This is a genomic window from Agarivorans sp. JK6, from assembly GCF_045277145.1.
In the GTDB taxonomy this organism is placed as follows: Bacteria; Pseudomonadota; Gammaproteobacteria; order Enterobacterales; family Celerinatantimonadaceae; genus Agarivorans; species Agarivorans albus.
Window position 1 is genome coordinate 3,970,719 of the sequence record NZ_CP113525.1, and the last position, 13,426, is coordinate 3,984,144.

At 44.6% G+C, this 13,426-nt stretch carries 17 protein-coding genes; 9 read left to right on the forward strand and 8 right to left on the reverse strand.

Features of this window, described 5'->3' with window-relative positions:
• Positions 1-188: 188 nt before the first annotated feature.
• Positions 189-1,304 (reverse strand): cell division protein ZapE, encoded by a 1,116-nt coding sequence (gene zapE / locus OV592_RS18265; RefSeq protein WP_406609578.1) that lies wholly within the window; start codon positions 1,302-1,304, stop codon positions 189-191.
• A gap of 107 nt (positions 1,305-1,411) precedes the next feature.
• Between zapE and OV592_RS18270 the strand changes: the two genes are divergently transcribed.
• The 3 genes from OV592_RS18270 to degS all read left to right on the forward strand — a co-directional run bounded on the left by OV592_RS18270 (position 1,412) and on the right by degS (position 4,455).
• On the forward strand, positions 1,412-1,816 hold the full coding sequence (locus OV592_RS18270) for a YhcB family protein (RefSeq protein WP_016400759.1): 405 nt from the start codon (positions 1,412-1,414) through the stop codon (positions 1,814-1,816).
• A 79-nt stretch (positions 1,817-1,895) separates the two neighbouring features.
• Positions 1,896-3,263: a Do family serine endopeptidase gene (locus tag OV592_RS18275; RefSeq protein WP_016400758.1), complete on the forward strand. Its 1,368-nt coding sequence runs from the start codon at positions 1,896-1,898 to the stop codon at positions 3,261-3,263.
• 97 nt (positions 3,264-3,360) lie between these two features.
• Complete coding sequence (gene degS, locus OV592_RS18280) at positions 3,361-4,455, forward strand: outer membrane-stress sensor serine endopeptidase DegS (protein WP_406609580.1); 1,095 nt, start codon at positions 3,361-3,363, stop codon at positions 4,453-4,455.
• Here degS and murA read toward each other — a convergent pair.
• From murA to OV592_RS18315, 7 genes are read right to left on the reverse strand one after another with little or no spacing between them, the layout of a single operon-like run.
• On the reverse strand, positions 4,439-5,704 hold the full coding sequence (gene murA, locus OV592_RS18285; RefSeq protein WP_406609582.1) for a UDP-N-acetylglucosamine 1-carboxyvinyltransferase: 1,266 nt from the start codon (positions 5,702-5,704) through the stop codon (positions 4,439-4,441). The two genes, degS and murA, sit on opposite strands and share 17 nt — an antisense overlap.
• Before the next feature lie 15 nt (positions 5,705-5,719).
• On the reverse strand, positions 5,720-5,974 hold the full coding sequence (locus OV592_RS18290) for a BolA family protein (protein WP_016400755.1): 255 nt from the start codon (positions 5,972-5,974) through the stop codon (positions 5,720-5,722).
• 22 nt (positions 5,975-5,996) lie between these two features.
• Entirely contained in the window at positions 5,997-6,275 is a 279-nt protein-coding gene (locus OV592_RS18295) for a lipid asymmetry maintenance protein MlaB (RefSeq protein WP_016400754.1), read from the reverse strand.
• Positions 6,272-6,913, reverse strand: coding sequence for an ABC transporter substrate-binding protein (locus OV592_RS18300; protein ID WP_338622280.1), 642 nt, complete (start codon positions 6,911-6,913; stop codon positions 6,272-6,274). Before OV592_RS18300 ends, OV592_RS18295 begins: the two co-directional genes overlap by 4 nt.
• Position 6,914: 1 nt before the next feature.
• A complete protein-coding gene (gene mlaD / locus OV592_RS18305; RefSeq protein ID WP_016400752.1) occupies positions 6,915-7,382 on the reverse strand; it encodes an outer membrane lipid asymmetry maintenance protein MlaD in 468 nt (155 codons plus the stop codon).
• A gap of 14 nt (positions 7,383-7,396) precedes the next feature.
• Entirely contained in the window at positions 7,397-8,173 is a 777-nt protein-coding gene (gene mlaE / locus OV592_RS18310) for a lipid asymmetry maintenance ABC transporter permease subunit MlaE (protein ID WP_406609586.1), read from the reverse strand.
• A complete protein-coding gene (locus tag OV592_RS18315) occupies positions 8,170-8,970 on the reverse strand; it encodes an ATP-binding cassette domain-containing protein (RefSeq protein ID WP_040306929.1) in 801 nt (266 codons plus the stop codon). Before OV592_RS18315 ends, mlaE begins: the two co-directional genes overlap by 4 nt.
• Before the next feature lie 147 nt (positions 8,971-9,117).
• Here OV592_RS18315 and OV592_RS18320 point away from each other — a divergent pair, with 147 nt between their 5' ends.
• From OV592_RS18320 to lptB, 6 genes are read left to right on the forward strand one after another with little or no spacing between them, the layout of a single operon-like run.
• The gene (locus OV592_RS18320; RefSeq protein ID WP_406609588.1) at positions 9,118-10,086 is read left to right on the forward strand and encodes a calcium/sodium antiporter; all 969 of its coding nucleotides are present in this window, start codon (positions 9,118-9,120) and stop codon (positions 10,084-10,086) included.
• A gap of 39 nt (positions 10,087-10,125) precedes the next feature.
• A complete protein-coding gene (locus OV592_RS18325) occupies positions 10,126-11,091 on the forward strand; it encodes a KpsF/GutQ family sugar-phosphate isomerase (protein ID WP_249483538.1) in 966 nt (321 codons plus the stop codon).
• Positions 11,091-11,642, forward strand: a complete 552-nt coding sequence (gene kdsC / locus OV592_RS18330) for a 3-deoxy-manno-octulosonate-8-phosphatase KdsC (RefSeq protein WP_406609590.1) — start codon at positions 11,091-11,093, stop codon at positions 11,640-11,642. The genes OV592_RS18325 and kdsC overlap by 1 nt, the downstream gene beginning before the upstream one ends.
• Positions 11,639-12,196 carry an LPS export ABC transporter periplasmic protein LptC gene (gene lptC, locus OV592_RS18335; RefSeq protein ID WP_152780635.1) on the forward strand — a complete coding sequence of 186 codons (558 nt, stop codon included), beginning with the start codon at positions 11,639-11,641 and terminating at the stop codon, positions 12,194-12,196. Before kdsC ends, lptC begins: the two co-directional genes overlap by 4 nt.
• A 25-nt stretch (positions 12,197-12,221) precedes the next feature.
• Positions 12,222-12,701 carry a lipopolysaccharide transport periplasmic protein LptA gene (gene lptA / locus OV592_RS18340; RefSeq protein WP_016400745.1) on the forward strand — a complete coding sequence of 160 codons (480 nt, stop codon included), beginning with the start codon at positions 12,222-12,224 and terminating at the stop codon, positions 12,699-12,701.
• Entirely contained in the window at positions 12,701-13,426 is a 726-nt protein-coding gene (lptB, locus tag OV592_RS18345) for an LPS export ABC transporter ATP-binding protein (RefSeq protein WP_016400744.1), read from the forward strand. The genes lptA and lptB overlap by 1 nt, the downstream gene beginning before the upstream one ends.

Consider the following 13,426-nt stretch of genomic DNA (forward strand, 5'->3'; position numbering starts at 1 on the left):
ATATATAACCCAAAATAACTGTTACACATGTGTTTGTGATAATCACAAACGTGAAAGTAGCCACTCATAGTATCCCTTCGAATACGGAGTAAGCTGGATTGTTAGTATCACCAAATCGGTGACATGTAACGTGGGGTGGCAAGATTATAGGGGAAGTACAAAAAAAAACCACCCCTAATTAAGATTATTTAAGGTAAGTGCTCTCTTTCCAAGTATTCATGAGACTGCATTTCTTGTAAGCGAGATAGACAACGTTCAAATTCAAAACTCAACCGCCCGCCTTGATAGAGTTTTTCTAAGGGTACTTCAGCAGCAATGATTAAAGTAACGTTTCGCTCATAAAATTCATCAATTAAAGCAATAAAGCGTCGAGCGGCATCATCATTTTTAGCCCCCATTGCCACTACACCCGACAACAGCACTGTGTGATAAAGCCTTGCCAGTTCAATATAATCTAACTGACTCCTCGCCCCTTCACATAACTCACTAAATTCAACGTGTAACACACTATCGGCTTCATTCACAAAATTAATCATCCGCTGATTAATTTCAATCTGACCTAATGCTTGGCGCGGTTCGTTAGACAATTGCAAAAAGTATTGGGCTAAGTTTTGCTCCGCTTGTTGATCTAAGGGGTAATGATAAATCTCTGCCTCATTAAGGGTGCGCATTCGATAATCACTGCCGCCATCTACATTGATAATTTGGCAATGTTGTTGAATCAACTTTATGGTTGGCACAAAGCGTTGGCGCTGCAAACCATTTCGGTACAAATCTTCAGGCGGTATGTTTGAGGTAGCAACAAGCGTTACTCCCCGTTCAAACAAAGCTTCGAATAGCGTTCCCAAAATCATTGCATCGGTAATGTCTGAGACAAAAAACTCATCAAAGCAGATAACTTCTGCCTCTTTATATAAGCGATCTGCCACTACCTCTAAGGGATTAGTTTGGGCAGTTAAGCTTTTTAACTCTTGATGCACCCGCTGCATAAAGCGGTGGAAATGCACTCGCATTTTACGTTGCTGGGGTAAGCAGTTAAAAAATGTGTCCATGAGGTAGGTTTTTCCTCGGCCAACTCCTCCCCACATGTAAAGCCCTTGAACAGAAGGCTTAGTGGATACATCTGCGCTGGAAAATCGACTTTTTAACTTGGAAAAAAAAGATGAGGGAACAGCAGCGGAAGCGGGCTTTTCATTCAACTGATCAAATACACGTTGCAATTGAGTAACTGCAAATGCCTGGGCATTGTCTTTTATAAAATCATGAGCTTGCAGATCTTGCTCGTATTGTTGCTGTGGAGTCATCCTTTCCCTATTCCCAGAACCCGCTAAAATTAGTCGAAAATTGATAGTACCATGTGAAAGCATTCTCAAGTATATTGAAAGTTCATCAAGACCAACAAAGGAATAATATGAGCGCAATTAGCAGTATGATTTTTCTTCTTATTGGTGTCGCTATTGGCTTCTTCCTTAGTCGTATAGCATCAAAGCCGGTTGGTAGCGATGCCAATATGAAGCAAGAACTCGAACAAAATAAAGCTGAGCTAGACAGTTATAAAGAGCAAGTTCAAGAGCACTTTGCAACCAGTGCTCAGCTACTTGAAGACATGGCCAAGCAATACCAAGGCATATACGAGCATATGGCCAGCCAGTCAAAATCATTAATCAGCGAAGACGTAGCTCAACCGCAACTATTTGCTGATTATCAAGAAAAATTAGAGCTAGACGAAACGGTTGAATCAAGCGAAGCTCAGCCTAAAGATTACTCTAATCAACCATCTGGTTTATTTACCGAAGCTCAGCGTAAAGCTAGCTAAATCATTGAACTTTTTAAACTAAGCAGGGTCATTAAGATCCTGCTTTTTTATAATGACATGTGTTTATTGAGGTATTTAGATGAGTGTTTCCACTAAGAAATTTGTCATTGTATTGTTGTCACTGTTTCTTGGCATCAATACCTTCCAAGCTCACGCAGCCCTGCCATTCTCAGTGGGTGGCGAAGAACTTCCCAGCTTAGCCCCAGTGCTTGAACAAGCCACCCCAGCGGTGGTTAATATCTCTGTTGCTGGCACCAAGGTTTCTCAACAGCAACTTCCAGAGTTGTTTAAGTACTTCTTCGGCCCAGAAGGTAATCCAGGTAACGCCGAACAAGAGCGTCCCTTTCAAGGTCTTGGTTCTGGTGTGGTAGTTGATGCGAAAAAGGGTTACGTAATCACCAATTACCATGTGATTCACGAAGCTGACGAAATTGTTGTCACCCTCAAAGATGGTCGCACCTTTGAAGCGGAAGTATTGGGTAGTGATCGTCATACCGATATCGCATTGCTGCAAATAGAAGCTGATGAACTGGTTGATATTAAGCTGGCAGATTCTGATGAGCTTCGTGTAGGTGATTTTACTGTCGCTATTGGTAACCCTTTTGGCCTAGGCCAAACTGTAACCTCTGGCATCGTGAGCGCATTGGGGCGGAGTGGTTTAAACATTGAAAACCTAGAAAACTTCATTCAAACCGATGCTGCGATTAACAGCGGTAACTCAGGTGGCGCCTTAATCAACTTACGCGGTGAGCTTATTGGCATCAACACCGCAATTATTGCGCCTAACGGTGGCAACATCGGTATTGGTTTCGCCATCCCTAGTAACATGGTGCGTAACCTAGCGGATCAAATTATCGAGTTCGGTGAAGTACGTCGAGGCGTGCTGGGTGTAACCGGTGGCGAGCTAAACAGTGATTTAGCCAAGGCTTTTGGCACCGACTCGCAACATGGCGCGTTTGTTAACCAAGTGATGCAGGGTTCAGCGGCCGATAAAGCCGGCATTGAGCCTGGCGACATCATCATTGCCGTTGATGATAAAAAGGTGAAAAGCTTTGCTGAACTGCGTGCCAAAATTGGCACCATGGGCGCAGGTAAAACCATTAAAATTGGCGCAATTAGAGATGGTAAGCCTATCGATTTTAAAGTGACCTTACAGCAGGCGGAAGAACAAAACATTAATGCCAAGGTAATGCACCCTGCCCTTGAAGGCGCAAGTTTGAGCTCTACCGGTAAAGACGCCGACATATCAGGCGTGCGAGTCAATAAAGTTGCGCGTAACTCTAAAGCCTTTGCTAACGGCTTAGAAGAAGGCGATATCATTATTGGCATCAACAAAATTCGCATCACGAGTATCGCTGATTTGCGCGCCCTCTTGGAAACCGAGCCCAAGGTGCTAGCCGTAAACATTCAACGCGGTGATGAAAACCTCTACCGAATCATTCAATAGATTGAGATGATTAACAATAAAGGCGACTTATTAGTCGCCTTTTCTTTTGTCTCCAGTATCTGCGTGCTATGCTGAGAATCTAGCTGGAGAAGAACAATTGTTAGCTATAATCAAGTATTTACTCAAGCCCGCTTTTTTTGGATTAGCAATAGCTCTGGGCATTTTGTTTGCGTTTCCGGAATTTCGTGAAAACAGTAAGCAACTGCTCGATGACTATACCGATACACCGCTAGTTAGCTACGCACAAGCGTCTAGGCGTGCGGCGCCTGCAGTGGTAAATATTTATACCCGCAGCTTCTTACAATCCTATGTGAATGTAGACACTCAACTCGAGTCTCAAGGTTTAGGCTCTGGCGTTATTATGTCTAAACAAGGTTTTGTATTAACCAACCTTCACGTTATAGCCAACTCCGATCAAATTGTCATCGCCTTACAAGATGGCCGGGTATTTAACGCCGATTTAGTGGGTGGAGACATGATCACCGACCTCGCGGTATTAAAAATTGAAGCCTCTCCAGATCTCCCTGTTATTCCGCAAAACGACCAATTGGCGACGCAGGTTGGTGATGTAGTATTAGCAATTGGTAACCCATACAACGTAGGCCAAACCATTACCCAAGGCATTATTAGCGCTGCTGGACGCAGCGGTATGAGCTCAACCGGTCGCCAAGACTTTTTACAAACCGATGCGGCGATTAATCGTGGTAATTCTGGTGGCGCTTTGGTGAATACTCGTGGTGAGTTAGTGGGAATTAACACCTCTGCCTATCACTTAAACGACGCAGCTGATACTTACGGGATTAGTTTTGCTATTCCTTATGTATTAGCCCAAAAAATCATGCAGGGGCTAATTAAAGACGGCACCATAGTACGTGGTTATCTAGGCTTAGACGGGCAAAAAATTACGCCTTTACTTGCCTCTCGCTTAAAGCTAAATGAAACCCGCGGGGTAATTGTGAGTGGGCTTGATCCAAGCGGCCCAGCTGGTAAAGCAGGTATTCAAGCAAATGACATATTGGTGAGCATTGCTGGGACAGATATTGAGTCAATCAAACAGGCCATGGATATTGTGGCGGAAACGCGCCCAGGCTCGGAGATTATGGTTCGCCTATATAGAAACGGGGAACTACTTGAGCTCCCCGTTAAAATTACTGAGTTAAAACTGCCTACTCGACCTACGAGCGGTCGTTAAAACGAGTAATTTTTGCGCCTAGGTTGGCAAACTTGGTTTCGATATTTTGATAACCGCGGTCAATATGGTAAATCCGGTCAACTACGGTTTCGCCTTCAGCTACCAATGCAGCAATCACTAAGCTAGCAGAGGCACGTAAATCTGTCGCCATTACCTGCGCGCCAGTTAAGTGCTCTGAATGCTTACAAATAGCAGTATTGCCTTCTAACTCAATTTCTGCCCCCATACGCATTAACTCTGGCACGTGCATAAAGCGGTTTTCGAAGATAGTCTCCGTCACATGCCCGGTACCTTCAGCAACAATGTTTAACACGGTAAACTGTGCTTGCATATCGGTAGGGAATGCTGGATGAGGTGCAGTTTTCACGTTTACGGCTTTAAGCTGACAGCCTTGCATATCAACTTCAATCCAGTCTTTACCAGTAGTAACCTTAGCGCCCGCTTCTTCCAACTTAGAAAGCACCGATTCCATTAAACCTGGATCGGTATGGGTACAACGCACTTTACCACCCGTTACCGCAGCACCTACCAAGTAAGTACCGGTTTCTATTCGGTCGGGTAAAACACTGTATTCGCCACTGTGTAAGCTCTCTACGCCATTGATTACAATGGTGTCGCTACCAGCACCTTTAATGTTGGCACCTAAGGTATTCAAGAAATCGGCTAGGTCAACCACTTCAGGTTCGCGAGCAGCGTTTTCAATAATGGTTTCGCCCTCAGCAAGCGCAGCAGCCATCATTAAGTTTTCAGTACCGGTTACACTCACCATGTCCATAAAGATGCGAGCACCTTTTAAACGGCCATCTACGCGAGCTTTTACATAACCATCTTCCACACTCATGTTAGCTTGCATAAGCTCTAAGCCATGAATATGTAAATTAACTGGGCGCGCACCAATGGCACAACCGCCAGGTAGCGATACATCGGCTTCACCATAACGCGCCACTAATGGCCCTAAGGCCATAATAGAAGCTCGCATGGTCTTAACTAATTCATAAGGAGCAACAAAATCATTAGCTTTACCCGCTTTAACAATAACGGTTTCGCCCTTAACTTCTACTTCGCGCCCAAGATGCTCAAGCATCTTACAAGTAGTGCCAATGTCTCTTAGCTGAGGAACATTGTGTAGAGTAACTTGCTCTTCACATAATAAGGTTGCAAAAAGTATTGGCAGAGCCGCGTTTTTTGCCCCCGAGATAGCCACTTCACCCTCTAGGCGGCAGCCACCTTCAATTCTAAACTTATCCACTAAAACTCCTAAAGACTACAATTGGCCAAACTTCTGTTGCTTTTGCCATTCATCAGGAGTGAACGCTTTTATTCCTAAAGCGTGAATTTCATTACTCGCAATGTACTCTTTCAGTGGTGCATAAACCGCTTGTTGTTTTTTAACTCGCGATAAATCCGTAAACATTGCACCAACAGCAACAACTTGAAAGTGATTACCTTCACCACTAACTTGCACATGCTCTAACTCAAGCGCTTGCGATAAAATTTCTTCGATTTGTTCTGGTTGCATAATTCGCTCCGCGTTAAGTGCGTTAATCTTCAAAGTGCAGCAAGCTGTCTAACTCATAGAGTTTAAATAACAACTTGGCTTGTTCAGGACAGCGCTTAATTAATAAGCGCTTACTGGGTTCCGGTTTTAAGGCGGTGATAATAGCGGCTATTCCTGCAGAGTCAATCCGCTTGAGCTTGGCGAGATCTAATTCTTGAGCTTGGCAAGTCAGTAATTCGTTCCACTTAAGTGCAACTTGCTGGCTATCCCAATCTCCGCTAAGCGATAAACACTGCTGCTCAACGCTCAATTCTGCCTTCATGACTTAGACTCATTAGCCGCAAAGTTTTTGTCTTGTAGCAGCTTAATAACCCCATCAATACCATTGGCGCGAATCAGGCTATCCATCTCAGATTGTTTTGTTGAAAGTAAACTAACACCCTCTGCGATGAGATCGTAAGCCAGCCAACGGTCGGGGCTGTCAGGTGTTTTGTTCTTAAGCTTACGGAATTTAAACTCCAACTTGATCGGTGGACGTTCACCATCAACAAATTGCGCTTTAACGCCAACTTTAGATTTTCCTTCTACTGAACGTTCTGGCTCAATATTTACTTGTTGTTGCTTGTATTGACCCAAAGCTTGAGTGTAAGTACTTACCAAATATTCTTTAAAAGCGGCGGTAAACTCTACCCGTTGCGGCTTAGTCGTTTTTTTAATTTGCTTACCTAACACTACAAAAGAGGCGTAGCGGTAATCGATGTGCGGCATTAATTGTTCGCGCACAATATCTTCAATTTGCTGAGCTGAATCCGCGGCGTCTCGATCGACTTCAGCCAAGCGACTAAAGGTTTGCTCTGCCACATAGCTCATCAAACGATAGGGGTTTTCGTTTACTTGTTCAGCTAAAGCATTAACACTAAACAGCAGCGTTACTACCAACATCAAGCGTCTTATAAACATGCTATTTCTCCGTTATAGAAAACAGGAATTGCCCAATTAGTTCTTCAAGTACTAACGCCGATTTGGTGTCTTCGATCACATCACCGTCATTCAGCTCTTCAATGTCATCCAATACAAAACCCGGTGTCAGACCAATATATTGCTCACCTAACAAGCCGGCTGTAAGAATGGATAATGAACTGGTCTCGGGGTAAAAACCATATTGACGATACATGCTTAAGGTGACTTTTGGCATGTAATCCTCGGTATCAAGGTGAATCTTCTCTACACGACCAACAACCACACCGCCAACTTTCACTGGCGAGCGTGCTTTTAGCCCGCCGATATTGTCAAACTTAGCATACAAGGTATAGGTATCGGTGTTTTTACCTAATTGGCTATCAGCTATCTTTAGTGACAAGATCAGTAAGGCTGCAATGCCTAGCAACACAAACAAACCAACCGACAATTCTAATTTATTTACTTTCATGTTATTCCCTAAACCTAGCTGCCAAACATCAAGGCGGTTAGTACAAAATCCAAGGCTAAAACCAACAAAGAGGCATGCACTACGCTGCGTGTAGTCGCTTGGCTAATTCCCTGAGCGCTCGGCATCGCATCGTAGCCATTAAATAACGCCACCCAAACTACTGTTATAGCAAACACCGCGCTTTTAATAATGCCATTGCCAATGTCTTGACCAAATTCAATTGAAGCTGCGGTAATTGACCAAAAGCTGCCGTTATCCACTCCAAGCCACTCAACACCAACCAAAAATCCGCCCCATATACCTACTAGGTTGAACATTAAAGTAAGCAGCGGCATGGCAATAAAACCAGCCCATAAACGTGGAGCAATTACCCGTTTAAGTGGATCAACGGCCATCATTTCCATACTCGAAAGCTGTTCGGTGGTTTTCATCAAACCTATTTCAGCCGTTAAAGCTGAGCCAGCCCGACCTGCAAACAACAATGCTGTAACCACTGGGCCAAGCTCGCGTAACAGCGACAACGCCACCATAGGACCAAGACTAGTCTCGGCGCCAAAATCTACCAAAATGTGGTAGCCCTGTAGGGCGAGAACCATGCCGATAAATAGACCGGAAACCACAATAATAGGCAGAGACTGCACACCTACTACGTAAATCTGGCGGATAGTATCTTTAAGTAATTGTTTGCTTGGTAAACATAGTAGAGCATGCCAAAGCATTAAGCTGGCACGCCCTAGCGCACCAATACGTAATAAGGTGTTGCGGCCTAAGGCCACAATAGCATCAATCATAAACTCGCCTTTAATGCTTGCGCGTAATCTTCAGCAGGATAGTGAAATGCCGCGGGTCCATCAGCCTGACCTTGCAGGAATTGGGCTAAACGAGGGTCTTGATTATTGGCAATTTCTTCAACCGTCCCTTGTGCTAGAACACTGTGGCCATCAATAACAAAGACATAATCAGCAATGCTTAGCACCTCATTCACGTCGTGAGAAACGATGACTGAAGTGAGTTGCAGGCTTTGATTCAAACCTTGAATAAGCTTAATCAGTACCCCCATCGAGATAGGATCTTGACCAACAAAAGGTTCATCATAAAGAATAATTTCTGGCTCTAAAGCAATCGCACGAGCTAGCGCCACACGACGCGCCATACCACCAGATAAATCGCCAGGCATTAACTCGGCTGTTCCGCGTAGGCCTACTGCCTGCAATTTCATCAACACTAAGTTACGCAGCACCGGCTCGGGTAGCTTGGTATGTTCACGCAATGGAAAAGCAACATTTTCAAAAACGTTCAGGTCGCTAAATAAAGCGCCACTTTGAAACAACATGCCAATACGTTTACGCAATTTGAACAAATCACTGCGCTTTAGTTGATGAACATCTTGGCCATCAATCAGCACTTGGCCAGCAGTCGGCTTTAACTGACCACCAATTAATTTAAGTAGTGTTGTTTTGCCAATTCCACTAGGCCCCATAATGGCTGTCACTTTGCCGGTTGGGATATGTAGGTCTAAGCCATCAAAAATGACTTTATCACCGCGTTGAAACGCCAGTTGTTTTACTTCAATCAAACTATCCGCCACTCCGTGAGCAATCTTGATTGGCCAAGGCAGACATATTATTGAGATAATTGCTTACACTCAAGGCTAAACTCTTCCCTTTTACCGGGAAAATGCCGACAATGCCTCGATTTTTTTACATCGCGGATATTTTTTAATTTAAGGACTTGCATGCTAGTTGAATGTTTATTGTTAATTGTTGGCTTAGCATTATTGGTATGGAGTGCCGACCGTTTTGTTTTTGGTGCGGCTGCTATCGCCAATAATTTTGGTTTATCACCAATGATTATTGGCTTAACCATTGTGGCCTTAGGTTCGTCGGCCCCCGAAATTATGGTTTCTGCCACCGCATCTTTAGAAGGCAAAATGAATACCGCGGTGGGTAATGTCATTGGCTCTAATATTACCAACATTACCTTAGTACTAGGTTTAACTGCGCTGCTCAAACCCTTGCTGGTATCTTCTTCTACTCTGTTTAGAGAACTACCGATGGTGTTAGGTGCTACTGCAGTAGCGGGCTGGGTATTACACGACCAACAACTGGGTTACCTTGAAGGGGTTGTTCTACTTATCTTATTTATAGCGCTTATGGCCTACTTAATCGTTAACTCCCTACGCCAACGTAATAGCAACACCGTAGACCCAATGGTTGAGGAAGCTGAGTCGGAAGTCCCTAATGACGTGCCAACTGGTAAAGCATTGTTTTGGTTAGCGGTAGGTATGGTGGTGCTACCTCTTAGCGCTGATTTATTAGTGGGCTCGGCCTCCGAAATTGCCCGCTACTTCGGTATGAGTGACCTCGTTATCGGCTTAACCATTATTGCCATCGGCACCAGTTTGCCAGAGCTAGCTGCTTGTATCGCAGGCGTGATAAAAAAAGAAGACGATTTAGTTTTAGGCAACATTATTGGTTCTAACCTTTTCAATATTTTGGCTGTATTGGCGGTACCAGCCATGTTGGCGCCAGGTCCTATCGACGCCAACGCTGCGGGCCGCGATTTTTATGTGATGATGGGTGTAACCGTGGTGCTGTTTGTAATGGCCATGGGTTTTGGTAAAAGCCGTAAGATATCTCGATGGGAAGGCGGCTTATTGTTAAGCGGCTTCATAGGCTACCAAATGCTATTATTCTTAGCATAAGCCGCTGTTGTCACTAATTTTAAAACTAAGGGGAAGTGAGTGTCATTTGATTACATCGCTGTTGCTAAGCGAGTACTAGAAATTGAAAGCTTAGGTATTGATAACCTTCACCAATATATAGACCAAGAATTTGCGGCTGCCTGCGAAATGATACTGGCCTGTAAGGGCAAAGTTATCCTCACAGGCATGGGTAAATCAGGTCATATTGCCAACAAAATTGCTGCCACCTTAGCATCTACTGGCACACCCGCTTTTTTTGTCCACCCTGGCGAAGCCTGCCATGGTGACTTAGGCATGATCGCCGCCGACGATATCGTATTAGCTTTGTCTAACTCAGGCGAATCTGAGGAAATATTGTCTCTTTACCCGGTGTTTAACCGCATTGGTGTGCGCTCTATTGCCATGACTAGTAACCCCAACTCATCCATGGCAAAGCAGGCCAACTATCACTTATGCATCTCAGTGCCACGTGAAGCGTGCCCCTTAGGGCTAGCACCAACAGCAAGCTCTACTGCCACCTTGGTAATGGGCGATGCTCTAGCAGTTGCTTTATTAGAAGCTCGTGGCTTTACAGCCGACGACTTTGCCCTGTCCCACCCAGGCGGAACCTTAGGCAAAAAACTGCTACTCAGTGTGAGCGACTTAATGCTAACTGGGGAACAAATTCCGCTAGTAACAGTCGAACAAACTATTCGCGAAGCGCTATTCGAAATCACCGCCAAAGGTTTAGGCATGGTGGGAGTACTTGATTCCAAGCAGCAGCTGGCCGGCATTTTTACCGATGGCGACTTGCGACGTATCCTTGATCAGCGCATCGACATTCACGATACCCAAATTGGCCAAGTGATGACGCAAAACCCCAAAGTAATTGACAACAATTGGCTAGCTTTTGATGCCTTAAAATTGATGAAAACCAAGTCTATTAACGGTTTGTTTGTGCTGAACAATAAAGCCGTTGTGGGTGCATTTAATATGCATACCTTATTACAAGCTGGAGTTTACTAGTGACAATTAACACGCCCTATGGCGCGGTAAGCCAAAGCAATTTTGACGCGGCAGCAAAAATTAAACTTTTAGTTTGCGATGTAGACGGGGTTTTCTCAGACGGTCGCATTTATATGGGCAATGACGGAGAAGAACTTAAAGCCTTTCATACCCACGACGGATTTGGCATTAAAGCGCTACTGAATATCGGCGTCGAAGTCGCTATCATCACCGGCCGCCAATCTAATATTGTGCAACAGCGTATGCAGGCTTTAGGAATTACTCGTATCTACCAAGGCCAACAAGACAAACTCGTCGCCTACCAGCAAATGCTTGAACAATTGTCATTAGCTTCTGAAAACGTAGCCTATATTGGCGATGATGTGGTCGACACCTCCGTAATGCGCGCCTGTGGTTTAGGTGTAGCCGTGCAAGATGCTCATCCCTTGTGTAAACAAAGTGCCAACTTTATCACCCAAACCCGTGGCGGTTTTGGTGCGGTTCGAGAGCTTTGCGATCTAATACTGCAAGCAAAAGGCGAGCTTGATAATGCTCAAGGTATGAGTGTATGAATCGCCCAACCTGGTTCTTTGCGAGCTTATTCATCTTAGCCTTGGTGCTGTGGCAGCTGAGTCCTTCGGAAACTCAGCAGCTAAGTGCTAAACGCGAAGCCAGCAAACCAAACTTTGTTGCCGAAAAGCTCTACAGCGTGAGTTTTGGCGAAGACGGCAGCCCGCGCTATCGGATCTACGCTGAGGAAATGGAGTTTTTTGAACAACTTAAGCACACAACTTTTGCTCAACCAAAGATCTTAGTGTACCCAGATCCAAGCCAACCTGTATGGCAAATTGTGGCCGATCACGCTACAGTACAGCAGCAGCAAAACGTCATTTTAAATGACAATGTAGTAATTAAAAATTTAAGCCGTGGCGAGTATGTTCGCGACTTAATAACCGAAAAATTGGAGATCGACCTGCAAACAGAAACCATGAGCAGCGATCAACCTGTTACCGTTTATGGCCCTTCATACGAACTGTATGGCGTTGGCATGGACGGTGATTTAGCCAACGAAATAGTGACTTTATTAGATGATATCGAAGCGGTTTACCACAACCCACAAGAGTAAGTTAGCACTTGCAGCTAGCTTGTTTATGCTTTCTTGGGGTTCACAAGCACTAGAAGACGACTTCAACAAACAAATTATTGTTGATGCTGACCGCCAGCAGGTCAATATCAAAGAAAACCGAGTTACCTTTTACAATAATGTTGTGGTGACTCAAGGCTCGATTAAAATGCACGCCGAAGAACTCAGTGTTATTGGTAGCGAGGAAAAAGGCAGCGAAGTAATGATCGCTAAAGGCGAACCAGCAACGTTTTATCAATTACTTGATAGCGGCAAGCCAATTGAAGCTGAGGCTAACGAAGTGCGTTACGACCTAAAAACCCAAACGCTAACACTCACTACCAATGCTCAACTCAAACAAGAAGAGAGCTTGGTAAAAGGTAAAATGATCAAATACAGCATCAACAAACAAGAAATGGTGGCACAAGGCGACGAAAACAGCCGTGTAACTACTATTTTCCTACCGCAGCAGCTTGACGAACTAACGCCCAAGGAAGACCAGCAATAATGAGTACCCTAATTGCTGAAAACCTAGCTAAAGCCTATAAGGGCCGTAAGGTCGTTAAAAACGTTAGTCTAAATGTAGAAACCGGTAAAATTGTTGGCTTGTTAGGTCCCAATGGCGCTGGCAAAACAACCACTTTTTACATGGTGGTGGGTTTGGTGCCTCGTGACCAAGGCCGAATCCTCATCGATGATGACGATATCTCTAGTACAGCGATGCACACTCGTGCACGTAAAGGCATTGGCTACCTTCCGCAAGAAGCGTCTATCTTTCGCCGCTTATCTGTGGAGAAGAACATTCTTGCCGTATTAGAGACCCGAAAAGACCTCGATAAAGAGCAACAAATTGGTGCGTTAGACGACCTTCTTGAAGAGTTTCACATTGGCCATATTCGCAAAAACCTAGGCATGAGCTTGTCAGGTGGTGAACGCCGGAGAGTTGAGATTGCTAGAGCTCTAGCCGCCGCACCTAAGTTTATTTTGCTTGACGAACCCTTCGCAGGGGTAGATCCTATTTCTGTTATCGATATTAAAAAGATCATTGAACACCTACGTGATCGCGGTCTAGGTGTACTAATTACCGACCACAATGTTCGAGAAACTCTCGATGTTTGTGAGCATGCCTATATCGTTAGCCAAGGCGAATTGATAGCCTCAGGAAAGCCAGAAGAAATTCTCGAAAACGAACATGTGAAACGAGTTTATCTCGGAGAACAATTCAAGCTATAG